The 23,169-nt window shown below is 58.1% G+C and carries 20 protein-coding genes; 5 read left to right on the top strand and 15 right to left on the bottom strand.

Annotated elements, in window-relative coordinates; all coding sequences use genetic code 11:
- Nucleotides 1-230: 230 nt before the first annotated feature.
- From BN1129_RS22140 to BN1129_RS03650, 4 genes are all read right to left on the bottom strand, one after another.
- Entirely contained in the window at nucleotides 231-407 is a 177-nt protein-coding gene (locus BN1129_RS22140; RefSeq protein ID WP_080741165.1) for a DUF3606 domain-containing protein, read from the bottom strand.
- Nucleotides 408-809: 402 nt separating this feature from the next.
- Nucleotides 810-2,801: an MtrB/PioB family decaheme-associated outer membrane protein gene (locus BN1129_RS03660; RefSeq protein ID WP_042034552.1), complete on the bottom strand. Its 1,992-nt coding sequence runs from the start codon at nucleotides 2,799-2,801 to the stop codon at nucleotides 810-812.
- Nucleotides 2,802-2,812: 11 nt separating this feature from the next.
- Nucleotides 2,813-3,787, bottom strand: a complete 975-nt coding sequence (locus BN1129_RS03655) for a DmsE family decaheme c-type cytochrome (RefSeq protein WP_042034551.1) — start codon at nucleotides 3,785-3,787, stop codon at nucleotides 2,813-2,815.
- 53 nt (nucleotides 3,788-3,840) lie between these two features.
- The gene (locus BN1129_RS03650) at nucleotides 3,841-5,955 is read right to left on the bottom strand and encodes an OmcA/MtrC family decaheme c-type cytochrome (protein WP_042034549.1); all 2,115 of its coding nucleotides are present in this window, start codon (nucleotides 5,953-5,955) and stop codon (nucleotides 3,841-3,843) included.
- Nucleotides 5,956-6,203: 248 nt separating this feature from the next.
- On the opposite strand from BN1129_RS03650, the gene pdsA reads away from it, so the two are divergent.
- The 4 genes from pdsA to nrfD all read left to right on the top strand — a co-directional run bounded on the left by pdsA (nucleotide 6,204) and on the right by nrfD (nucleotide 9,272).
- Nucleotides 6,204-6,815 (top strand): periplasmic diheme shuttle PdsA, encoded by a 612-nt coding sequence (gene pdsA, locus BN1129_RS03645; RefSeq protein ID WP_042034548.1) that lies wholly within the window; start codon nucleotides 6,204-6,206, stop codon nucleotides 6,813-6,815.
- A gap of 160 nt (nucleotides 6,816-6,975) precedes the next feature.
- The gene (gene netB, locus BN1129_RS03640; protein WP_042034547.1) at nucleotides 6,976-7,608 is read left to right on the top strand and encodes an Nrf-like electron transfer protein NetB; all 633 of its coding nucleotides are present in this window, start codon (nucleotides 6,976-6,978) and stop codon (nucleotides 7,606-7,608) included.
- On the top strand, nucleotides 7,605-8,273 hold the full coding sequence (locus BN1129_RS03635) for a 4Fe-4S dicluster domain-containing protein (protein ID WP_042034546.1): 669 nt from the start codon (nucleotides 7,605-7,607) through the stop codon (nucleotides 8,271-8,273). Before netB ends, BN1129_RS03635 begins: the two co-directional genes overlap by 4 nt.
- A 45-nt stretch (nucleotides 8,274-8,318) precedes the next feature.
- The gene (nrfD, locus tag BN1129_RS03630) at nucleotides 8,319-9,272 is read left to right on the top strand and encodes a cytochrome c nitrite reductase subunit NrfD (RefSeq protein WP_042034545.1); all 954 of its coding nucleotides are present in this window, start codon (nucleotides 8,319-8,321) and stop codon (nucleotides 9,270-9,272) included.
- Between the two features lie 98 nt (nucleotides 9,273-9,370).
- Here the strand turns inward: nrfD and lpxH are convergent, their stop codons facing one another.
- The 3 genes from lpxH to BN1129_RS03615 are packed head-to-tail and all read right to left on the bottom strand — an operon-like array spanning nucleotide 9,371 to nucleotide 11,272.
- Nucleotides 9,371-10,108 (bottom strand): UDP-2,3-diacylglucosamine diphosphatase, encoded by a 738-nt coding sequence (gene lpxH, locus BN1129_RS03625; RefSeq protein ID WP_042034544.1) that lies wholly within the window; start codon nucleotides 10,106-10,108, stop codon nucleotides 9,371-9,373.
- Complete coding sequence (locus tag BN1129_RS03620) at nucleotides 10,105-10,785, bottom strand: DUF4269 domain-containing protein (RefSeq protein ID WP_042034543.1); 681 nt, start codon at nucleotides 10,783-10,785, stop codon at nucleotides 10,105-10,107. Before BN1129_RS03620 ends, lpxH begins: the two co-directional genes overlap by 4 nt.
- Nucleotides 10,775-11,272, bottom strand: coding sequence for a peptidylprolyl isomerase (locus BN1129_RS03615; RefSeq protein WP_042034542.1), 498 nt, complete (start codon nucleotides 11,270-11,272; stop codon nucleotides 10,775-10,777). Before BN1129_RS03615 ends, BN1129_RS03620 begins: the two co-directional genes overlap by 11 nt.
- A gap of 226 nt (nucleotides 11,273-11,498) precedes the next feature.
- On the opposite strand from BN1129_RS03615, the gene cysS reads away from it, so the two are divergent.
- Nucleotides 11,499-12,875: a cysteine--tRNA ligase gene (cysS, locus tag BN1129_RS03610; RefSeq protein ID WP_042034541.1), complete on the top strand. Its 1,377-nt coding sequence runs from the start codon at nucleotides 11,499-11,501 to the stop codon at nucleotides 12,873-12,875.
- A gap of 634 nt (nucleotides 12,876-13,509) precedes the next feature.
- On the opposite strand, the gene BN1129_RS22135 is transcribed toward cysS, so the two are convergent.
- The 8 genes from BN1129_RS22135 to BN1129_RS03575 form a co-directional block, all read right to left on the bottom strand.
- The gene (locus tag BN1129_RS22135; RefSeq protein WP_084204559.1) at nucleotides 13,510-16,254 is read right to left on the bottom strand and encodes an NACHT domain-containing protein; all 2,745 of its coding nucleotides are present in this window, start codon (nucleotides 16,252-16,254) and stop codon (nucleotides 13,510-13,512) included.
- A 1,292-nt stretch (nucleotides 16,255-17,546) separates the two neighbouring features.
- Nucleotides 17,547-18,293, bottom strand: coding sequence for a substrate-binding periplasmic protein (locus BN1129_RS03605; RefSeq protein ID WP_042034649.1), 747 nt, complete (start codon nucleotides 18,291-18,293; stop codon nucleotides 17,547-17,549).
- 113 nt (nucleotides 18,294-18,406) lie between these two features.
- Nucleotides 18,407-19,153 (bottom strand): substrate-binding periplasmic protein, encoded by a 747-nt coding sequence (locus BN1129_RS03600; protein WP_042034540.1) that lies wholly within the window; start codon nucleotides 19,151-19,153, stop codon nucleotides 18,407-18,409.
- Nucleotides 19,154-19,225: 72 nt separating this feature from the next.
- Nucleotides 19,226-19,729, bottom strand: coding sequence for a GDYXXLXY domain-containing protein (locus BN1129_RS03595; protein WP_042034538.1), 504 nt, complete (start codon nucleotides 19,727-19,729; stop codon nucleotides 19,226-19,228).
- The gene (locus BN1129_RS03590) at nucleotides 19,726-20,745 is read right to left on the bottom strand and encodes a DUF4401 domain-containing protein (protein ID WP_042034537.1); all 1,020 of its coding nucleotides are present in this window, start codon (nucleotides 20,743-20,745) and stop codon (nucleotides 19,726-19,728) included. Before BN1129_RS03590 ends, BN1129_RS03595 begins: the two co-directional genes overlap by 4 nt.
- A gap of 36 nt (nucleotides 20,746-20,781) precedes the next feature.
- On the bottom strand, nucleotides 20,782-21,720 hold the full coding sequence (locus BN1129_RS03585; RefSeq protein WP_042034536.1) for a DUF2157 domain-containing protein: 939 nt from the start codon (nucleotides 21,718-21,720) through the stop codon (nucleotides 20,782-20,784).
- 241 nt (nucleotides 21,721-21,961) lie between these two features.
- Entirely contained in the window at nucleotides 21,962-22,519 is a 558-nt protein-coding gene (locus BN1129_RS03580) for a TMEM165/GDT1 family protein (RefSeq protein WP_042034535.1), read from the bottom strand.
- A 244-nt stretch (nucleotides 22,520-22,763) separates the two neighbouring features.
- Nucleotides 22,764-23,093 (bottom strand): translation initiation factor, encoded by a 330-nt coding sequence (locus BN1129_RS03575; protein WP_042034534.1) that lies wholly within the window; start codon nucleotides 23,091-23,093, stop codon nucleotides 22,764-22,766.
- Between the last annotated feature and the right edge of the window lie 76 nt (nucleotides 23,094-23,169).

Genomic DNA, 23,169 nt, shown 5'->3' with positions numbered 1-23,169 from the left:
TGGGCCGGGATCACGTATTCATCCGTTCCGGCCTGTTCGGCTGGTGGCTTGCCATCTGGCATCCAATCTGGATCATTGGGGAGCACTCGGCGCGGGTAGCCAGCGCCCGCCCATGCCTTTGAGATAGCAGCGGAAGAGGCCGTTATCCGCGGCATAGCGGGCCGCCGCAAAGCGCGGGTTTCGCGCGGGGTGGGCTTGTTGTCAGGTGATGATTACCCGGAGCTGGGTGTCTATTTTTTGAGGTGCTTTCTGATGGCCTTGCCCGAGGTGCCGACGGCTTTCACCGCTCTTTTCAGCTGTACTTCGGTGCACTCGAAGGTCTTGATCCACAGCTTCATCTCATAGGGGTCGTTGACGTTGATGCTTTTGGCATCGAGGGGATGGGCGATGGTATTGTTGTCAGGCATAAGAACCTCAACTTGTTGAAATGGTTGGCGAGACAGCGGTCCTGACTCTGTGCTCATGTTCCTCCATATCGGTCGTGGGCGTGGTGATGGGGCTCACACAACGCAGGTAGCGGGTGAAACAAGGCCCGCTCACGACCCGAATCATCGGACCCTGTGGCTGGATGATGCGCATTGCACACAAAGCGGTTGTCAGATCAGGTTGCTGATGGGGTCATCCATCCCGAGCATTCCGGGCATTCCGGGCATTCCGGGCATCCCGAGCATCTTGATGGTCACGGTAGGCTTGCGCCCGCAGGCCCCGTGGCCAAAACCGCGCGCCTCAGGGCGGGGCGGCGAGGATGGACCCCTTTATCAGGCAAGAGAAAGGGGAGCCAGGCTCCCCTTGGGTTTACTGCACAGCGGTCAGAACTTGTAGAGCCAGGAGACGGCGGTGAAGTAGCCGTTGTAGTCCTGATTCAAATTGCCGAGGTTGCGCTCTTCGCCGGTGTAGAGGTAATCCACATCCTGGAAGTATTCGTAGCGCACATCCCAGCGCAGCGAGTGCTGCCGGGTGAGCTGATAGAGGGCATAACCTTCCAGCCGGTGCTGCTTGCTGGTGAGGTCGGGGTAGTTATAGCCCTTGCTGGCGTCCGTCTTGCCGCGACCATAGGCGAAGCTGTAGTCGAGCCCCAGCTCCAGATCCCGGTCAAACGCCTTCTTCTGGGTCAGTCCCAACCCCAGGGTGGTGATCTCGTCGCGCACCGCCGTGCGGTAGGGATCCCAGTCCGGCGCGCCTGTGTAGGCGTGGTTCTGCGTTGATGTGATCCACTGCAGGTTGCTGAACAGATGGCCGCTCAGGTTGTCGTCAAACTGCTGGTTGAGGGTGAGGTCTAGGCCATAGTCCTCGCCCTCGCTGCGCCCTATGTCCGGCTCCTTGTAATCATCCTTGGCCCACCAGCCTTCCAGGCTGGCATCCCGCCCCTCGCTGAACTGGTAGCCGAGATCGGTTCTGAGCTCCACCCTGTCCTTATCCGCCAGATAGAATTGGCGCAGGGTCGGGCTGCCGTTGCCGCCAGCGTTGTCGTGACGCCAGTCAGAGCCGTTTCGGGTGCCCCAGGCGAGTTTGCCACCCAGTTGCAGCGGGCCGGCCGGGCGGTAGCGTCCCTTGACGAACAGGGTGTGCTCGTCGGTGTCCTGCCGGTCTGCCTGTTCGCGCTGATCGGCCTTGTACTGGTAACCGGTGGTGAGCTTGACCGCGCGGCTGAGCCTGTAGTCGGCCTCCAGATCCGCCTTGCTGCGGGTATGATCACGCTTGCTGCGCGGCTTGCCTATCACGGCGTATTCGTCTGACTTGTCCTTGCGATCCCGATACTCCCCACCGGCCCGCAGGGTGAGATCCCGGCCAACGCGGCTCACCCATTTGGCATCGGCCTGGAAGGTGCTGATCTCGCCGTGGAAGTCATCCTGAGTGACGGGGGCATTGCGAAAGGCGGTCAGGCTGCCGTTGGAGGTGGCCTGGCTGCTGAGGACGCGGCCAGTCAGGCTCTGCCTGTCCCAGTTGTACTGGCCGGAGAGGCTCAACTGGTGGAAGTTGTTGTCCGGTTCATAGGCGCGTTCGTTGGCGTAAGGGTCGGTGACGCTGCCGTAATAGAGGGCGGTGTCATCGGTGCGGTAGAGGGAGCCGTTGTAGGCGAGATCGACCAGCCAGCCTTCGCCCAGATAACTGACGCCGCTCTTGACCAGAGTGGTCGAGGTATCGTCGACGGGCTTGGGCAGGAGGCCGGGCACGCCGCCGACCCCGGGCACGGTCGGTTGGTAGTAGGCGAGGGTGGCCTCTTTTTTCTCATGAGAAAAATCGGCATAGGGGCGCCACGGGCTCTTTGGCGTATAGGCGAGCCCTGCGGCCAGCTTCTTGCGCACCACCTCCTTGTCAAATTCGGCCAGCTGGCCCTGGGTCAGCGGGCTGTCCCCCGGTCGATAGACGCTGCGCCCATGGCTGTTCCAGTAAAAGGGGGACTCCGAGTAGCCCATCCTGGCGCGAACGCCATCATAGTGACCCTGCTCCAGCGCCAGGCTGAAGCGCTCCATGCCGAGGTTTTTTGCCTCGAGGGAGCCGTAGCGGGAGCCTTCTCCCCGGTATTGCAGATCGGCGTTGAAGATGCCGAGCATGCCGCTCTCCTGCGGGCTGGGTACCCAGTTGCGAAAGCGGGGGGCGCCGTCATCGTTGGCATAGCCGGCCCCCAGCCCCACCTCGCCAAACCAGCCGCTGTCGTGCTCGCATGACTTGCAACTCCAGCGCTCAGTCTTGGCCGGCTTGGCCTGTTGCAGGGAGTAATCCCCGACTGCCAGCGGCGTCTCGGCCGCCTGGGCCGAGCAGACCGCCAGCAGGGAGAGCCAAAGTGTTGAATATTTCATGACTTCTCTCCTCAGCGTCGCAGAGATTGACCATTGGGGTGGTTGGTCCCGTGGATCTGGTTATGACAATTCAGGCAACTGCCGCCACGCACCTTGAGATCCCCCTCGGGGATGGAGACGTTGGCATGGGGCACGCTGTGGCACTCCTGACACAGTTGCGGCACCCGCTTGTTGAGCAGCGCCTGGTTGATGGAACCGTGCGGGCTGTGGCAGAGGGAGCAATCCTCGGTCACCGGCTCGTGTTCCCACAGGAAGGGGCCCCGTTTCTCGGCATGGCACTCGTAGCAGCTTTCGTTGAGGCTGGGCTGCTTCAGGCTGGCCTCGTTCTGCGACTGGTGCGGGTTGTGACAGCTGGAGCAGGGCAGTTCGCCATTGAGAATGGGGTGGCTGGTGCGCTTGTGCAGATCGGCTTTCTGCTGGGCGTGGCAGCTGGTACAGGTCTCGACCTGCCGCTGGCTGTCCATCACCGGATCCTTGGCCTGATGCAACGCGTGGCAACTGGTGCAGGAGAGATCCTCCACCGCGTGGGCGCTGGCATGCCAGCCCATCCGCTTGGCGTCGGTATGGCAGGAGAGGCAGACGCTGTTTTGCTTCTCCACCGGTACCGGTGAATCGGGGCCGAAGGTGATCATGGGTTCCCGCTGTTGGCCCTTGCGGGGGGCGCGCGGGTGGTTGCCAGCGGGGCCATGACAGGCTTCGCACTGCTTGTCTGCCATGGGGCCATTCTGGTTGCCCAGGTTGCCGTGCACATTGTGGAAGATGCCGGTCGCGGGCTTGCGCGAATCGGCGTCGTGACACTTGAGGCAGGTATCTGCGCCCTTGGGGGAGTACTTTCCCTGATCGAATTTCTGGTCGAGGGTCGCCTCGATCTGCAGACGGGGATCGGCATCGGCCGCCGCCAGCTGGGCATCACTCTTGGCCCAGACAGGCAGGCAACAGAGTGCCAGCAAACCCGCGAGGAGCCACTGCGGGGTGGTTATTTTCATATCGTGTCCTTCAACGGCAAAGGGCCAGGGGCAAGTCCCCTGGCCTGATGGTTTCAACGGAAGTCATACACCTTGTGAACCTTGTCGACGCCCTGCTCCTGCCCGACGGCATGGCAAGACGCGCACTGTTCAACCCCGGTGGCGGCCTCTATCGTTTCTGCACCAAAGATGGCGCCGTTGTTCTTCATGTGGGTTGCCCACTCGTCCCCGGCGACCGGGTTGTCCGGTTTGACCAGACCCAGCGGCGACTTGAGGTGGCAGCTGGCACAGACCACCAGCATCGGGCTGAAGAACTTGGGCTGCTTGTTGTCTGCCGTGGTGCTCACCAGGGAGGGGCGCTCGTTCTGCTGGTTGGGCAGGTTGTATTGCGCCTTGGTGTGGCAGGACTCGCAGTTGTTCAGCTTGCCCGGGAAGGTGGCATCTCCGCTGCGGTGGGAACCGTAGGCGTGGAAGGAGTGCACGTGGTACTTGAGATCACCCGGCACGCCCGCGTAGAAGGAGCTGCGGGTGGCGTTGTGACAGCTGGTGCACTGGGCAAAGTCCTTGGAGGCGTGGGCCGAGCCCGCGTTCCCCTCGGTATGGACCGCCAGATCCTTGTGACAACCGTTACAGGAGGTCAGCTCCGTGCCTACCTTGAGCACATAGCGGCTGTCGACCCCGCCTTCGACCCGGAAGTAGGCCTTGGCCGGGTTGATGGTCACGTAGGAGAGGGCGCTGGCGGTGCTGCTGCAGGGGAGCAGATCCCCGGCGGCAAAGGCGCCGTTGCGATCCGCCTTGCGGGCCACGCACACCTGCAACTCGGCGACCGTGGCCGCCAGGGTGCCGGTGACCTCGTTGCCCACCTCTTTGCGGCACAGGAAGCGGCCGCCACCCTGGCTTTCGCACTGGGTGAAGTCAATCTTGTTGCCGGTGACGAACGTTTGCGGGTTGGTATAAGCCAGCTCGAAGCCGCTGCCCTGATCCCAGTTGACCAGGATGTAGGGGGCCTTGGCCAGATCGCCGTACTTGATGTATTTGAGCACCTCGTCCAGGGTCTGGGCCGGGCTGCCATCGGCGGTCACGGTCAGCTCGACCTCGATGTTGGGCGCCGCGTATCTGACGTCATCGAATGTGAACACCAGCTTGTCGCGACCGGCGGCTTCATTGGCGAGATAGCCCATGTGCACGCTGCTGGGGGACTTGGTGTTGCCTGGCTCTTCCGCATGGCACTGGGTACAGAGGGCGCCGCTCTTGATCTTGCCGTTGATGTGGCTGACGTAACCGGTCTCCGTGGTGGAGTCCGCATGGCAGGCACCGCAGGGTTTCTCCTGGGCATGTTGCCAGTTGTTGGCGTTCGGCGTGGTCGGGGTGACCTCCTTGTGGCAGGTGTCGCAGTTGCGCGGATCCTGCGGGAAATGGCTCACCAGCTTGGTGTCTTTCTGGTCCAGGTTGCCGTGCAGCTTGTGCACCAGGGTCGTCAGATCGCCACGTCCGCTGCCGGGCACGCTCTCGTTGTGACAGGTGACGCAGAGCTTGGGATCGGCGCGGTTGCCGTGGTGGATCGGCTGCTTCATATGGCAGCTGTCGCAGCTCTGCTGCGCCAGAATGTCGCGGGTCAGCAGTGGCGGCGTCCCTGCGGGCACCCAGTCCAGCACATAGTCGGTGACCGGAATGCCATTGCTGCCACCGAAGTAGATGCCGAGGCGGTGAGTCGCAGCCTCATCCCAGCGGATCAAGTCGTTGTTGTCCAGCGAATCGCTCGGATAAGGATCGCGCACCGTGGTGGCATTGAAGGAGAAGGTGTAGCGGTACTGGCCATTGCCCAGCGGTTCCAGCTTGCCGCTGCTTTCACCGGTCGGCCGGTTGTTTCTGGTGTTGTAGATGAAGCTCTTCCAGACGACAGGGTCTTGCCGCGCGGCGTCACGGCCGGGGATCACCTTGGCCAGGGTGAAGGAGGGGAGTGTGGCTCCCAGCTCATAGCCTTTGCCTTGCTTGTCGGTGACGCTGAACTGCACCGAGAGTTGGCCGCTCTCGTTTAACTGGGGGGTGGATGCCGAGATGATCAGCGAGTTTGGGGTGCCGGGAGGGGGGGGCGGTGGGTCTGTCTTGTCATTTCCGTCGCCACCGCCACCACAGGACGACAGGGCGAACACCATTGCTACAGCCACCAATACTTTCCAGTATTTCATTGTTTTATCCTTTTTTATCGGACTTATTGTTCCATGTATGAGCCAAGTCAAAAAATGCCCAAAAATGTACTACTTAAGGGTCAAACGAGGACTTATTACGGTATAAATAATTTCCATCTTAATTCTAAGGTTTATATATTAAACGGCGTTGACCGAGGTCTCAAAAATGGATCTCAACGCACGCTGAGAGAAAAAAAATATCTGTTTCGATTGGGGTTTTTGGGTCTTTTTTTCACGAGGGATGAGAAATGAAACGCAGTATGAAACTGGAAGTGCTGGGATTGTCGTTATTATTGGGCTCTATTGGCACTGCGCATGCCAGCATGGCTGCGTTGGTGGAAACATGTAATGCATGTCATGGAAGTCAGGGGATCAGTACCCATAACGACATCCCGACTATCGCCGGACTGGCAGAGGCCAACCTCAGCGAGCAGCTGCGCAGCTACCTGGATGGGCGCCCTGCCAAGACCGTTAATCATGTCACCGGTGATACCAGCAAGCAGGGGAACATGACCGACATAGTTAAGGGCCTTAGCGACGATCAGATCGACGAGCTGGCGGCCCATTATGCCGAGCTGCCCTACCAGCCGATGAAGCAGCCATTCGATGCGGCGCTGGCCAAGGCCGGGCAGAAGCTGCACGAAGAGTCCGGTTGCAAGAAGTGCCACTCGGAAGGGGGCTCTGTGGCGGAAGATGAAGCCTCCATCCTCGCCGGTCAGCCCAAGGGCTACCTGCTGACTGCACTGCAGGAGTTCAAGGCCGGCAAGCGCAGCAACGACGAGAAGATGAACAAGCCGCTCATCGCCATGAGCGATGCAGACCTCAAGGCGCTGGCCGAGTATTACGCAAGCCAGCAGTAACCGTCGCCGCACCCGCTCCCATTGACGCAGCCACCTCGCCGCCCGCCGGCGGGGTGTGCTCCTGCTACCCGGTCATGACCGTCAAAGGCGCTGCTATCCGTTCCTTTTTTGCGCACTGGGGGAGATGACACCCACCGGGTGTCCCTGATCCGGAGTTTTTATGAACGCTGTCATTAAGTGGCTGCTGCTCGGCAGCCTCTGCCTGGGCACAACCCAGTTTGCCAGGGCCGAGGTGGCCCCGGCGACCGATACCCCGACCACCCACACCCAGGCCTCATCCACCGCCTCACCGGCCGATCAGTCAACCCTGGCCGAACGTCAGGCCAAGGCGGAGAAGAAAAAGGCCGCCGCCAGAAAAGCGGCTGCCCGCTTTGCCAAGTGCGACAAGTGTCACGATGGGGAGGAGGGGATGCACGGCAAGCACGGCAGCGTCACCAACCCCAACACCAATGAGGCGGTCACCTGCACCAACTGTCACGGCAATGCGTCGGCCGATCACCGTAAACAGCGCGGCGGCATGGTCGATGTGATGCGTTTTGGTGACGAGGCGTTTCCCCTCAGCCAGCAGAACGGTGTCTGCATGAGTTGCCATGAGCCGGACGATCTGCGCAAGGCATTGTGGGCCCACGACGTGCACGCCACCCGGGTGAGCTGCACCAGTTGTCACCAGCTGCACCCGGCCAAGGAGCCCATGGTCGGCATTCCCGAAAAGTCCCGCATCAAGCTGTGCGTCGACTGCCACAGCAAGCAGCATGAGGCCAAGCAGCAAGCTGCCGTCAAGGAGGGCGCATGAGCACGACCCGTCGCGAGTTTATGGTGGGGATGAGTGCCAGCGCCTTGATCCTGATGACAGGTTCGCCCCGCGCCCTCGCCAACAGCATGACCATAGAGGGGGTACGCTACGGCATGATCCACGACGAGACGGCCTGCATCGGCTGCACCGCCTGCATGGATGCCTGCCGCGAGGTCAATCAGGTGCCACCCGAGGTCACCCGGCTGGAGATCCTGCGCAGTGGCCCCGTGGGGGAGTATCCGGATCAGGCGTACCGCTTCTTTCGCAAATCCTGCCAGCACTGTGACAATGCCCCCTGCGTGCATGTCTGCCCGACCGGTGCCTCCCACATCCGGGTCGAGGATGGCATCGTCGACATCAATCCCGATCTCTGCGTCGGCTGTCGCTATTGCCTCGCGGCCTGCCCCTATCAGGTGCGTTTTATCAACCCGGTGACCCGCGTCGCCGACAAGTGCGATTTTTGCCGCAAGACCAACCTGGCCAATGGCAAGCAGCCCGCCTGCGTGGAGGCATGCCCCACCAAGGCGTTGGTGTTCGGCAATCTGGATGACCCCCAAAGTCCCATCGCCAGGCGGCTGGTGCAGGAGACCACCTATCGCTACAAGCGGTTCCTCGGCACCTCGCCCAAGATGTACCGGGTGCCCAAAGGGGAGGTGGCATCATGAGCGCACATCGGTCTGATGGTCTCTGTCTGATGGGAGGTATGCACCATGTGGCATGACGCATTTCACTTCGACTCTCTGGTGTGGGACGGCCCCATCGCCATCTACCTGTTCCTGCTTGGCATCTCGGCGGGGTCGACCACCCTGTCGGTGCTGCTGCGGCGCCAGGGGGCCGGCAGCGAGAGTGGCATCATCAGGGCCACCGCCATACTGGCGCCGCTCAGCGTGATCCTGGGGCTCTTGATCCTTATCTTCCACCTGGCCCGTCCCTGGACCTTCTGGAAGCTGATGTTCCACTACCAGTTCGACTCCGTCATGTCGATGGGGGTCATGCTGTTTCAGGTCTATATGGCGGTGCTGTTCGCCTGGCTGGCCGTGGTGTTCAGGGCCGAGATCGGGGCGCTGCGTCGGCAGTGGCTAGGGGACAAGTTCACCTTTATCGACACCCTGATTGGCAAGCTGGCGCAGCTCGAACGGCTGCTCAGCCCCTTGCTGTTGCTGCTGGCGGTGTTGCTCGGGGCCTACACCGGCTTCCTGCTCTCCGCCCTCAAGACCTACCCCATGCTCAACAATCCCATCCTGCCTGCACTGTTTCTGGTGTCCGGCATCAGCTCGGGCATCGCCTCCACCATCTTGCTGGCGGTGACCCTGTTTCGGGAGGATGGCCACAGCCAGGGGGTGAGTTTCGTGCACAGGTTCGAGCGGCCCATCGTCGCCATCGAGATCTTCCTGCTGGTCTGTTTCTTCACCGGCCTCTACTTCGGTGGTGGTCAGCGCGAGGCGGCCATGTGGGCGGCGCTTGGCGGCGGTTTCTGGTCCCAGGTGTTCTGGTTCGGGGTGATAGGCCTTGGCATAGTGCTACCCCAGTCGCTGGGGCTGTTTGGTGCTAAGGCGCGGGCGCACCAGCCTGCCCGGTTGGCGCTGATCTGCAGCCTGAGTCTGGTGGGCATATTGCTGCTGCGTTACTTCATCCTCTATGCCGGTCAGATGACGGTGATGTAACGCGCTCGGCTCTGCCTTGGCGCAAGAGAAAAAGCAAAAAGGCGGGATGATCCCGCCTTTTTCATGGCTGTGCGTCGCGGTTGTTCGCCAGTGACCGCTCAGTCACTGGCCCCTTGCAGGGCCCGCACTTCGAGGCGTTGCTCGCCGGGGCGGCACACCAGCACGGATCCCTGCTCGAACCAGTCCCCCAGCACGATGCGGCGGGCGGGTTGACCGTCGAGCGTGAAGTCGTGGATGGCGGGCCTGTGGGTGTGGCCGTGGATCATGGTTCGGCAGCCGTGCTGGCGTAGCATATCGTCCACCGCCTGTGGCGTCACATCCATGATGGTCTGGCGTTTGACGGTTTTCTCCATCCGGCTTTGGCCACGGATCTTGTGGGCGATGGCCTGACGGCGGCTCAGCGGCAACCGCAAGAACAGCCAACGCAGCCACTTGAACTGGGTGATGCGGCGATATTTCTGATATCCCTCATCCCGGGTGCAGAGCAGATCGCCGTGGCTGAGCAGCACCCGCTCCCCATAGAGCTCGATGACGCAAGGGTCGCCGAGCAGGGTCATGCCAGCCCGCTTGGCAAACTGCTGGCCCAACATAAAGTCACGGTTGCCGTGAATGAAATAGAGGGGTACCTGCTGTTGGCTCAGGGCCGCAAAGGCCTCGGCGATCTGCTGGAGGAGCGGATTGGGATCGTCGTCGCCAATCCAGAATTCAAACAGATCTCCCAACACGTAGAGGGCGTCGGCACCGGGGGCGTCGTGCTCCAGAAAGTGCACCAGCGCGGCCGTCATGTCGGGCCGATCGCTGCACAGGTGAATGTCACTGATAAAGAGGGTGCTCATGATGGCGTGCGAGGTGCCCCGATTCTGGCTGTATGGGTCATAGGGTGAGGGTGCCAGTCAAACTGGTCAAGGTTGCGCCCTTCCAGGGTCAACAGCGCCTGATAGGGATCGCCGGACAATTTCAGCAGGCGGCAGATGGCCGCTTCCCCTTTCAGCCCTTGCTGCAGGCGCAGGGCGAGCAGGGTGCGGTAAAAGGGGTGACCAAAGTGCTCGATCAGGGCGGCCATCAGGCTGAGGTGGCGCCAGCCGTTGAGGGTCTCGACCCTCGCCGGGGTGACATAGAGCTCGATGGGCCAGCTGCGGCCATCGGCGTCGGTCAGGGTCTGCTCCAGCAGCCAGATGTCGCTGCCCAGGGCGCGGCGTTGCCAACCCTGTTCGGCAAATTGGGCGGCCAGTATGGCGGGCGTTTCATGCTGGCAGAGGATATCGAGATCGCTGCCGGGCCGGTCGAGCCCGATGGCCAGGGTGCTCACCAGCGCCACGTCCAGACACCGGCTTTGCAACTCGCGCCACAGGGGCGTGCCGGTGAGCAGGGCATGGGCCGCGCGCTGGCGCTCGTTGCCGTGAGCCAGATAGTCGAGGCGGCGCCAGTTCGGGCCCGTGGCAAGTGCAGATGGAAAAACTGCGGCCGGGGCCGCAGTCAGTTCATCTCGCAGAAGGCAGAGATCAGTCAGCAAGGGTCACCTTGGTGATCACCACGTCCTCTACCGGCACATCCTGGTGCATGCGGCCGGCGTTACCGGTCTTGACACCCTTGATCTTGTTGACCACGTCCATGCCCGCGGTCACTTCACCGAATACGCAGTAGCCGAAGCCCTGGGTGGTGGCGGATTTGAAATCGAGGAAGTCGTTGTTGCTTACGTTGATGAAGAACTGGGCGCTGGCAGAGTGCGGCTCCATGGTGCGGGCCATGGCGATGGTGCCGACCTTGTTGGACAGACCGTTGGCCGCTTCGTTCTTGATGGAGGCGCGGGTCTCTTTCTCTTCAAAGCCAGGGGCATAGCCGCCGCCCTGGATCATGAAGCCGTCGATGACGCGGTGGAAGATGGTGTTGTCGTAGTGACCGTCACGGCAGTATTGCAGGAAGTTGGCCACGGTTTCCGGGGCTTTTTCCGCGTTCAGGGTCAGAGTGATGTCGCCGTGATTGGTGTGCAGAGTAACCATGATATGTCCTTTCATTCTTTGGGCAAAAGTTGCGCGGGCAGATAAGCGGCTCGCAGCTTGTTGCAGGGGCTATGGCATAAAGTGGTGGCAATTCTAGCCCATAGTGGTCGTCTGGCATAGCGCTGACATGGCTGTGAGGCCGGATCCGCCCTGTTTTCTGCCTCGTTTTCTCCACCGGATGCGGGTAGAATGGCAGGCCATTTTACTCACAGGCAGTGGTCATAAGATGCTGAAGATATACAACACACTCACTCGTCAAAAAGAAGAATTCAAACCTATCCACCCGGGCAAGGTGGGCATGTATGTGTGTGGCGTCACTATCTACGATCACTGTCATATCGGCCACGGTCGCACCTTCGTCGCCTTCGACGTGGTGGCCCGTTACCTGCGTTACAGCGGTTATCAGCTCAACTACGTGCGCAACGTCACCGACGTGGATGACAAGATCATCAAGCGCGCCGCCGAGACCGGCGTCACCTGTGACGATCTCACCGAGCGCCTGATCGGCGACATGCACCAGGATTTTGATGCCCTCGGCATGGTGCGCCCGGACGTCGAACCCCGCGCCACCCAGCACATCAGTGAAATCATCGAACTGGTAGAGAGCCTGATCGCCAAGGATCACGCCTACGTGGCCGACAACGGCGACGTGATGTTTATCGTCGAATCCTACGCCGACTACGGCAAGCTCTCCGGTCAGGATCTGGAGCAGCTGCAAGCCGGTGCCCGCGTCGACGTGGTGGATGCCAAGCGTAACCCGCTCGACTTCGTGCTGTGGAAGATGTCCAAGCCCGGCGAGCCGACCTGGGAAAGCCCCTGGGGCCCGGGTCGTCCTGGCTGGCACATCGAGTGCTCCGCCATGAACTCCAAGCACCTTGGCAACCACTTCGACATCCACGGCGGCGGTTCCGATCTGCAGTTCCCGCACCACGAGAACGAAATTGCCCAGTCCTGCTGCGCCCACGGTGGCGACTACGTCAACACCTGGATGCACAGCGGCATGGTGATGGTGGATAAAGAGAAGATGTCCAAATCCCTTGGCAACTTCTTCACCATCCGCGATGTCTTGGCTCACTACGACGCCGAGAGCGTGCGTTACTTCCTGATGTCTGGCCACTACCGCAGCCAGCTCAACTATTCGGAAGATAACCTCAAGCAAGCCCGCACCGCGCTGGAGCGCATGTACACCGCCCTGCGCGACCTGCCGCTGGCCCCTGCTGCCGGTGGTGACGAGCAGGTGGCTCGCTTTAAAGAGGCGATGGATGACGACTTCAACACCCCGGAAGCCTACTCCGCCCTGTTCGATCTGGTACGCGAGATCAACCGCCAGAAGGGTGAAGACATGGCCGTTGCTGCCGCGCTGGGCGCCCGTCTGCGCGAGCTGGGCGCCGTGCTCGGCATCCTGCAGCAAGACCCGGACGCCTTCCTCAAGGGCAATGACGCCGATGACGAAGTGGCCGAGATCGAGCAGCTGATCGCCCAGCGCAATCAGGCCCGCGCCGACAAGAACTGGGCCGCCGCCGACGCCGCCAGAGCCCGTCTCACCGAGATGGGTATCGTGCTGGAAGACAGCGCCGGCAAAACCAGCTGGCGCCGTGCCTAAGGCCGGTTGCCCTGTTGGTGCCAACAGGTTGACCCAATAAAAAACCGCAGCCCAAGGGCTGCGGTTTTTGTTTGGGCGAGGGCTTTGCCCTCGAAGGGGTTTCGCCGCCGCTGCGCGGCTTGGCGAGTGACTTTTGAAAGACCAAAAGTCACCAAAAGTCTTCTCCCCCGGCAAACCGCCCGCTTCGCGGGTTCCCTCGTCTCGTCCAACGGGTCGGACGGAGCGCCGCAGACGGCACATCCCTGTGCCGACTGCGGCTGCGCCATCATCCCTGATGGCGCTCTTGACCCGTTGAACTTGGCTCGGCGGTTTGCAGGGGGACGAATACCGTGCCTGCCCGTGGCTTTAGCGTTCATGTTGACCGCCTATCCCGCCGCAGGGGGTTGGCTTTTGTGAAAGAGCGTTTGGGGAATAGAAATGAAAACCGCAGCTCAAGGCTGCGGTTTCATTTTGATGGGTGATAAACGAGACTTTCTTTGTTGGCTCCATAAATAGAATAGTGTTATCGAAAATATTACTCCTATGGGAATGCTGAACAGGTTGAGTACTACATAGAACAGCAGATGATAGCTTTTTTTTAGTTTTTTAGTTAACCCCAGCCTGAGATAGGATTAATAGATGAAATATAAAAGTCTCAGTTGTTATATGGATAACCAAGATCTATATCACTGTCATAGGTATCACTGTATAGTTCTGAGTAATCATTGTGCTCACCCATTCTCTTGTAGTTGATATAGAACTCGTCTAGATGTTTTCTTTTGTTTTCTGGTGCAGAGTTAATCATGAATTTTAAAGTCGATTCAGAATGCTTAATAGTGCCCTCTTTTGTATATATCGCTTCAAAAATATGTTCAAAGTCGGTATCTTGTGCATATAGACCTAAGGTACCTCGCCACCAATCAGTAGAAATGTAATCTATTACATCAATACCTCTGTTGGACTTTATTTCTTGTGCTGCTAAATGTTCTTGAAATCTAAAGTGTCCAAATGAAAGAGTATTAGTTACTCTGTCAATAACAATGACATTACATGGGTCGATTAACTCTTGCAAGCATGATTTGAGTAAATCATCAGTAAATGCGCTTAGAAGTCTACTTCGTAGAATTTCTAGCATTTCGCCTCTAGATAATGACCGAACATTTCTTTCTTGCATTACAAAGGCTATGGTAGATGCACATTTTATTAGATGTTCGCTTGATTGCTTCTGCCTAGTTATACCTTTATGAAAATCATAATGCCCTGTTAGCAATTTCATTCTTTCAGAGTAAATTGCACATTCATTGGAGGGGACTCTAACGCCTTTCTCAAAAAGGGCGCAAGTTATAGTTGCTATTAGAGGTGTTTTTATATAATCGTATAAATTGAGTGCATCTATTTTTTTGATCAGAGAGTTGTACTTATTCTCATCGGCTAACCATCCACTAATAAATCTATTCAATTGTTCTCTAGTAAATGGTAATAAAGTTATGCCAAGGAAGCTAATATCATTTAAATAGCTCACACAATCTCTACTTGATATTATTATTTGTGAGTTTGCAAAGCTTTTCTTGAATTCTTTAATTGCATCAATTATTTCAGGGATGGATGTGTATACTTCATCTAAACCGTCTAAAATCAATGTTATATCACTAGGGAGTAAATCTTTTGCTTGCACTAGATATTCCTCCGTTGCGGGAATGTCTTTGCTTAGCAATATCATTTTTAGTATTAGTTGAGATTTCAAGAAATCGCGATTTTTTAAGAAGTCGTGATTTTTAAAAAACTCATCATCTTTGAGTAAATCGGGGTCTTTTAAAAGGTCATCTCCATCTTTAGAGTCAAGAATGGGCTTTATTTTCTGATATACTCGATTTAGTGGTATGTAAATTATATTGCGGCATGTATATTTCTGTTGTTGCTCAGCATATACTTGTAAAGTAGTGGTTTTACCTACGCCTGCACCACCGTATATAGCGATATCAACTCCAGTTGCAAATATATCATGTGGTGATATAGAGACTCTATCATCATTTTTTTTACTATATTTAAGGGTTATAACTTTATTGAGAAATTTAGATTTATTCTCTATGTTAGATATAAATCCTAGAGTTTTCTCTGTTTTCATTAAAAAAATCTTAAGTAAAGATAAGCCTAGTGAACGGTTATTTATTTTAAGGACATCAGAATAATATTCTTGTCTATATTTATCTAGAGTTTCACTTATGCATTTTGAATTTATAGGTATTTCATACTGCGGGGCTTTAATAATGATCTTATCTAAATGGTTTAGCTTATTAACAAGGTTTATTTTGGCAGAAAAACAGTCTTGTAATAATAATATTTCAGCTCTAAAGTTTGGAGCTATTAGGTCATAACATTCAAATTTATCAATGTCCCCATTTTGGGAAATTGACTTTTTTAAATATGATATATAATCATTGATTATTGGGCGCTGTTTATCGTCAGAATATTTTGGTTGATTTAGCATCGATAATAGTGATTCACATTTATCATGGAGTGATAAAATTATTTCACTATGTATTGATTGAAGTTTCTTATAGTGCTCAGCTCTTTTTATATTCAATTGGCTGCTGAATTTATTAAGTTTTATGTTATATGCGTGTTCAATATCATCAATCGAAGTTGATGTGATTTGTATATCGTATTCTTTATTGATTTCGGTTAATTCTTTTTTAACTGTCGTCCATTGTGTGGTATCTACAGTTGCTTTTTCTAAAATATTTGATATCTCCATATGTAGCAAAATATTGCTATCAATAGAACCTACAAAAAAACTTAAATCACTATAAAAAGAGTTATTGGTATTGTGCTGTTCAGTCTTTAGTGCCGAGAGTAGTTCTTCATTTATTAGGCTGCGATTACACGTGTTGGTTAATTTATCTTCTATGCTAGTAAGTGATCTTAGTAATTCAGGTTTATAGTGAATAATATCTTGTATTATTTGAGGGCCATCATATATTCTTACCTTTTCTTTCAGTTCATAGAGTTGTGACCCTATCTCCTCAATGAGTCTACTTGATGCTTGCTCTGGACAGGCAAGTAAAACATCATCGGCCTTAGTTTTTTGTCCATCAATCAATAATATTTTGTCTGTTATGCATTGTCTTAGTTGATGTAACAATTGCGTCAGTTTAGCAGCCGTCTCTGTATTTTGTATGTCACCTATTTTTTTTGACTGAATGAATGTTATTTTGTTTTCTCTACGAGGTGGTTGCCGATAGTGTGCTATCAAGTCTTTTCCTTTTTCATAGGGCCCACCATTAAAATCAACCCGCTCGTATCCCATTGCTTCAAATAGAGGTTTTAAAATTTTTTTTGTAAAGTCATCCTCTCGCATGCTAATTAATGACTTTAAATAGTTATTAGATGATTCAGTCATAGTGATCCATTAATTATATTAAACAATGATTGTAATAAGGGCCGTAGGTTCGATTGGAAAAGCGTCATCGAACGTTCGAGAAATAAGACTTTATCATGGGTAAACGCTCACTGTCGGGCTTCAATATCAGGCACTCTCCGATAGGGGGACAGTTTTTTGCGGTACTTAATGTGTATTTTTAACCTATGTAACCAAGCTTATTTCACTTGCTGCATTATGTGCAATAGTCTGGCCTCGCCGTGTGGTGGGCGAGGTGCCGGATCAGAGATAATAAACCCTCCCGCTCTGTGTCCTGAATAGACAGAGTACTGTTAACAGGCCTCGGTGCGGCGGGCTGGGTTTTGCCCCCCTGTTGTTCGCCGAGGTGAGCCCGTTTGTCCAGGCCGCGAGGCAGGACGCCGAGCGAGCGCCGCTGGGCCAGGGATGGCCCATCGGCGCGTGCCGTCGGACAAACGGGTGAACCGAGGGAACCCGACGCAGGAGGGCGAACAAGTGGGGGTGGCCTTTCTTTTGGTGACTTTTCTTTGGCCACGCAAAGAAAAGTCACTCGCCAGGCCGCGCAGCGGCGGCGAAACCCCGTCGAGGACGGAGTCCTCGTGTCCTGCATGGCGAAGCCATGCCAATTAGGGGGGGCGATATTCCGCTATGCAATGACGTTACCGACCCCTCACCCTAACCCTCTCCCGCAAGGGGAGAGGGGACGGTTACCGCGGACGATTACGCTTCGCTAATCGACCCTACTCGACCCGATTCGACCTTACAAATTGCCCCAAGCGTCGCATCCGCATGGGGGCGTGGGCACAGCCCCGAGGGTTGACGGGAACGCCCGTCGAGGGTGCAACCCTCGGGTCACGGCGCAGGGGCGGGAGTCCGGCTGGACTGCACAATAATTGCTACCGCCCCTGGCTGTCGCTACCACAATGCGCTGTTGACCATCAGAGTGAACAAGGGGGCCAACAGGCACCGTGGTTATTTTACGGAGCCGTTTCGGCCCGATCCATGAAATTCCATTGATTTAGTGACGCAAGTGTCAGAATTGAATGGTTTTTTGCGCCAGCGCAAGGTTTCGGCGCCGATCTGGCGGGGGTGGTGGCGGGCCCCATGGCCCCGGCAGGGGGATCTTAACCAGGCAGATCAGGGGGCAAGGCCGGTGGGCGTGATGGGGGTTGGCCCCAAGGCTGTCGAGGCGGGGAGTGCGGGTCTGGGTAGCGCGTTGGCGAGAGGGTTGGCGTGATGCCATGGCGACACCAGACATCACACGGGGCCCCATGGGCCCCGCATGATGGGTTCGCCTAGCGGGCGGGGAAGTACTTGTTCTGGATCTGCTGATATTCGCTGCTGGCCAGCACCTGAGTCAGGCCGGTCTGGAACTCCTTGACCAGCTCGTCGCTGATCGGGCGGCTGAAGGCGAAGCAGAACTGCTCCGAACTCAGCGTCCAGGCCACCTTGAACTGGGCGGGATCCAGCTGCTGGGTGGTGATGAGATCCATCAGGGTGGTCTTGTTGGTTGAGACCAGATCGACCCGGCCCGAGGTGAGCATCTTGAGCGCCTGTGGCAGGCGGTTGGCAGCCATGATTTTCTGCTCGTCAAAGCCGTTGTTGAGCAGCAGTTGCTCCCCCACGTCGGCGCGCACCGCCCCTATGTTGTACTGCTGGGCATCCTCCAGCTTGGTGAGGGTGAGCGGGTGCTTGGCCAGCCCCATCAACACAATCTCGGCATAGCCGATGGGGCAGGCCCACTTGAACAGCGGATCCCGCGCCCCGGTACGGGCGGTGGAGAAGAGCACCACATTGGGTTTTTGGGTCAGCAGGTAGTAGCCCCGTGCCCAGGGCATGATGGTGATGGTCTGGGCCGGGGTGTGGGTCTTTTGCCACACCTGATGCAGCAGCTCGACGGCGAGGCCGGTGGGGGCGCCGGCTTCGTTGGCGAAGTTGTAGGGTTTGTACTCTTCGGTGAGGTAGTGCAGCTTGCCCAGTCCAGGGCTGGCCTGGGTGATGGCGGTAACCATGAGCGCGGCGATTCCAATCCATTGTTTCATCTTGGCCATCCTGATGGGGTGTTCCTTCACCCTCAAGTGTTACCACATCATGATTATTCGCCAATCGGATCGGCGCGGGCATCAAGGGGATGGGTCGCCAGGTCGCGCTGGATTCAAGGGGGAGAGAGGTATTTGATCCGCAGGCGCTGAAACTCCGGCGAGGCCAGCGCCCCGGTCAGGGCGTGCTGGAACTGCTTGACCACGCTGTCATCCACCTGAGGGCTGAAGGCGTAGCAGAGCGCTTCGGCATCCAGCACCAGGGCCACATTGAAATCATCGGGGTTGAGCTTGAGCTCGTCGATGGCGTCATAACCGGCCAGCTTGCTGGTGGCGAGCAGATCGGTGCGGCCCGAGACCAGCATGCGCAGCGCCTGGCTCAGCCGCTTGGCCGGTATGATGCGCGATTCATCCATGCCCCGGTTGAGCAGCAACTGCGCGGAGGCATCGGCTCGCACGGCGCTGATCAGGTAGGCGTTCATCTGCGCGGGGGTGGTCAGGCTGATGGGGCGCTGCTTGTGGGCCAGCAGTATGTATTCGGCGTCGTCGATGGGGCAGGCCCACTTGAACTGGGGGGCGCGGGTGTCGGTGCGGGCGATGGAGAAGAGCACCACATTGGGTTTGTGGGTCAGCAGGTTGTAGCCTCGCGCCCAGGGCAGGATGCGAATGGGCTGGGCAGGGGTGCCGCTGCGTTGCCAGACCATCTGCAACAACTCGACCGCCAGCCCGCTGGGCTGACCGGCCTCATCGCTGAAGTTGTAGGGGGGGGACTCCTCGGTCAGGTACTCCAGCTTGGCCAGATCTGCCTGCGCGGAACCAAGGTTCGACATCAACAGCAGATAACAGCACAACTTTATCCTCATGAGCCCATCCTTGGTGTAAAGCCTGTGATCCTCTTGCGCAGAGTGGGTAAAAAGGTCTGATATTGCAAGTGCTTACCAACGCCCCCTGCTGGTTCCCATCAGCTTGAACTGCTCATCACGCAGCCCGACCAGCAGCGCCTTGCCATCTGCTTGCAGCCGAAATTCGCCGTAGCGTGCCCCTTCATACTGCGCCCCTGTGCCCTCTTCGAAGAAGAAGGCATCGGGCCCGATCAGCCACTGGTTGTCGCTGCGCCGCACCTGTAACAGCCGCTCATCCGGCGCCAGTTGCGCAGGCGTGCCATCGGCCACCCAGCTGGCCACCTGTTGCCCATCGAGGCGGATCACCAGGGTATCGCTGCCATTGGCGCGTTCGCTGTCGCGATGGGCGCCGAGCTGGCGGGCAATGTCGTAGTTCAGCCGCATGTAATCCCCCTGCATCAGGGAGCGGGGGTCGACCGGTGCCAGCCTGAGCAGCACCCTGTCGGCGCTGCTGATGGCGCGCTCGTAACGCCAGACGGTGACGTTGATGGCTGCCAGTATGGCGAGGCCGGTCAGCAGGAGCCCAAGCCGTCTCATGATGGTGCCCTCCCATTCAGAACCTTCAGTAGCTGGCGAGTGCCGAGCAGCAGGGCGCCCGAGCCCAGCAGCAACCAGGATTTGGTCATCAGGGTCAGCCCCAGATCGTAGTAATAGAGGGAGCCAAAGCCGAGCAGCAGCAGGCCCGCCAGCGTCATCAGCCCCATGCTCCCGGCATAGAAGCCGAGCACCAGCACCAGCGTGCCAGCCCCCATGCCGGGGATGAGGGCGCTGATCAGCACCAGTGGCAGCCCATACCGCAGTGGCAGCTTGAGCCGGACCATGACCCCGAGCAGCAGGGCTGCGCAGAGCAGGGGATTGAGCCAGAGCGGCAGGCGGGAGTGGCCCAGCTCGTCGAGCATGTTGGCGCCCCCGTCCCACAGCGGCTGGTGCAAGCGCCCCAGCACCAGCAGGGAGAGCGCCAACCCCAAGGTGAGGGATTCGTAGCACTGATGGTGGACGGGCTGACGCTCCGCCTGCAGCCAGCAGAGGGTGATGGCCGCCATCACCAGCGGCAGCGCCAGCAGCTGCAGGCCGAGACAAGCCAGCCCAAGCGTGAGCAGTATGGCGGCGGCGAAGCTGTGGAACAGCCGGATCAGCCAGTGCTCGAACAGGGCGGCGATGGCCAGCGAGAGCAGGGCCAGCCCCAGCCAGAGTGGTGCCGAGTGCGGGTCAAGTTGATCGATGAGGCCATAGAGCAGCCAGGCATCGGCGGCCAGCGCCAGCGCCAGCACGAACTGATCCACCAGATCGCTGGATGTGGCATTGCGCTGGGCGAAGCGGTTGAGGCTATAGGCGATGGCCATCAGCACGACGCCCATCATCAGGGCGCTGTTGGCATCCCGGGTGAGCTGCGAGAACGACATAAACAGGAAGAACAGCAGGAAGAGGGCGGCGATCCAGCCCACCATGCCGAGCAGGAAGCGGCTCGACCAGTGGGGCCGGGTATCATGGGGGGCGTCCCCTTCCACCAAATTGGCCTGTTGCAGCCGCTGCCAGGGGGTCAGATCAGCCATGGTGCCTCCTCTTGACGGGCTTGCCAGATACCTTGCTTAGGCATGGGACCTCCGTTGCTGTTGCAGCCAGCGGCTGGCGGCCACTGACAGGCCGATAGCAATCAGACTGAGCAGCAGAAAGCCGTTGATGTCGGGCTCCATCCACTTGCCAAGGGCCGCCAGGATCACGGCGATCAGGCTCAGGCAGCCCATGGCGAGCCCGGCGATAAATTTGTGGTGCCAGCACAGATAGGCGGCGCCAAGCCATGCGATCCAGGCGGGCCAGACCCAGGGGGAGGCGGCATCAAACAGCGCCAGCAACGCCAGCAGGGTGACGCCGAGGCCGGCGGCCAGGCCCGGCAGCCAGGCCGGTAGCAGCGTGTGGCGCGCGGGCACCAGTGAAAGCAGGCCCCAGAGGGCGGCGTTGAGCAGGGTCAGGCTCCAGCCGAGCGCCTCTTCATCGAAGGCAACGAAGAGGGTGAACAGGCCGAGCCGCCAGTAGAGTACCAGCGCCAGCTGGCCGAGCAGCCAGCTTAAGGTCCACAGCAAGGGGCTTTGGCCGAGCGCCGCCAGTGGCAGCAGCATCAGGGCCCAGGTGGCGAACAGCTGCCAGGGGTCGGCGCCTGTCTGGTAGGTCTGCCCCACCAGGGCCAGCAGGGCACCGATAGTGAGCGCTGCGGCCAGCAGCAAGGCCTGGCGAGGCGTGTCGGCCAGGGGCTTGCGCCATAGCAGCACCAGCATGGCGAGCAGGGGCAGCTCCAGCAGGGCGAGGCGGGGGAGACGGCCCAGCTCCTGCCAGTTGAAGGCGACGAAGAGCACCAGACCGGCGCCCAGGCACAGGCTGCCAAGCCAGAGCAGCAGGCGATCGAACAACCATTGCCAGCGGCTGTGGCCGGGTGGCAGCTCGCACAGGGCGAGGGCGGCGGGCAGTTGCGCCTGGGCGAGGCGTCCGCGTCTGACCCAGTCGAGCAGCGTCTGTCTTGAGGTGAAGTGCATGGGAGGCTCCATGAGGTTTGCCGCATTATGCCACCGTCATGGCACTGCGGAACACTCCCCGTGTGCGGGCGTGCGGCAGCGGGGTGGGGGGCGCAGGGTTAGGCTGCTGACGCGGCAACAAAAAGCCCCGCCTGTTTGAAGAGAGGCGGGGCTGGCTTGGTAAAACACCACATGGATGCCGGCACGGGGCGGGGTAGGCAAGTGCTCACGCTTGCCTCGCCGCCTTCGGGGCCGGTCTGTGTCAGGCGAAGATCAGGGTGCTGACCCCGAGGCCGACAAACAGGATGGCGCAGGCGATGCGGATCCCCTTGAGCGGCAACTTGTCGGCGCCCAGCTTGCCGAGCAGCACCACGGGCACGTTGGCCAGCATCATGCCGAGGGTGGTGCCTGTGATGACTTGCACCAGCGAGTCATATTTGGCCGCCAGCAACACGGTGGCGATCTGGGTCTTGTCGCCTATCTCGGCGATGAAGAAGAGCACGAAGGTGGCCATGAAGGGGCCGTACTTGTCGAGCGAGCTCTCCTCGTCGTCCATCTTGTCCGGCACCAGGATCCAGGCTGCCATGGCAATGAAGGCGCCGGCGACCAGATAGATCATCACCTGGGGATCCAGCCAGCGGCTGATGAACTCGCCAAACCAGGCGGCGGCGGCGTGGTTGAGCAGGGTAGCCGCCAGCATGCCGGCTATGATGGGCCAGGGCTTGCGAAAACGACAGATGAGTAGCAACGCCAGCAGCTGGGTCTTGTCGCCGATCTCGGCGATAGCCACGCTCAGGGTTGAGGTTAACAAGGCTTCCATAAAAATGACCGGGGGACGGAATTGTTATACCTGAGACAAGCCTGCGCCATCCGTCCCCGGTATTGGCACTGGCCCGTCAAAGGTCTTGTCAAATCCACGGATTAGATGGATCACCCTGACCATGGTGAGTTGGCACCAAGCATGTTGATCAGGGTCGCAAACCGGTTTGGGATCGGGCTGCGAGACTACTCCCCCTCGATGGGAGCGGGCATTCTAGGGAAAAATCATCCGCCAGACAAGTGGGTTAGCCACCGACCAGCTTGACGCTGAAACCGGCCTTCTCCAGTTCGGTTTTGATTAGGTCCCGTTTATCCCCCTGGATCTCGATGATCCCCTCTTTCAGGCCGCCGCCGGTACCGCACTTTTTCTTGAGCAGGGTGGCGATGGCCTTTTGCTGTTCGGCCGGTACGCCGTGAATGCTGATGACGCCGGCGCCCTTGCGCCCCTTGGTCTCGCGCCGGATGCGCACAGTGCCATCCTGCGGGAAGGGGGAGGCAGATTGAGACTGGGTCTGTTCCTTGATGATGCCGCCATCTGTGCTGTAAACCAGGCGGCTGTTGTTGTCGTGACTCATGGCAATACTTTATGGGTTAGCTAAGCGGAGTTTGATTTTACTCAAATAAAAGTTGAAGACACAGCATATAATGCCC

The organism is Aeromonas popoffii (assembly GCF_000820025.1).
GTDB classification, from domain to species: Bacteria; Pseudomonadota; Gammaproteobacteria; order Enterobacterales; family Aeromonadaceae; genus Aeromonas; species Aeromonas popoffii.
The sequence above is the reverse complement of the archived record's forward strand: the minus strand, read 5'-3'. Positions and strand labels throughout refer to the sequence as shown.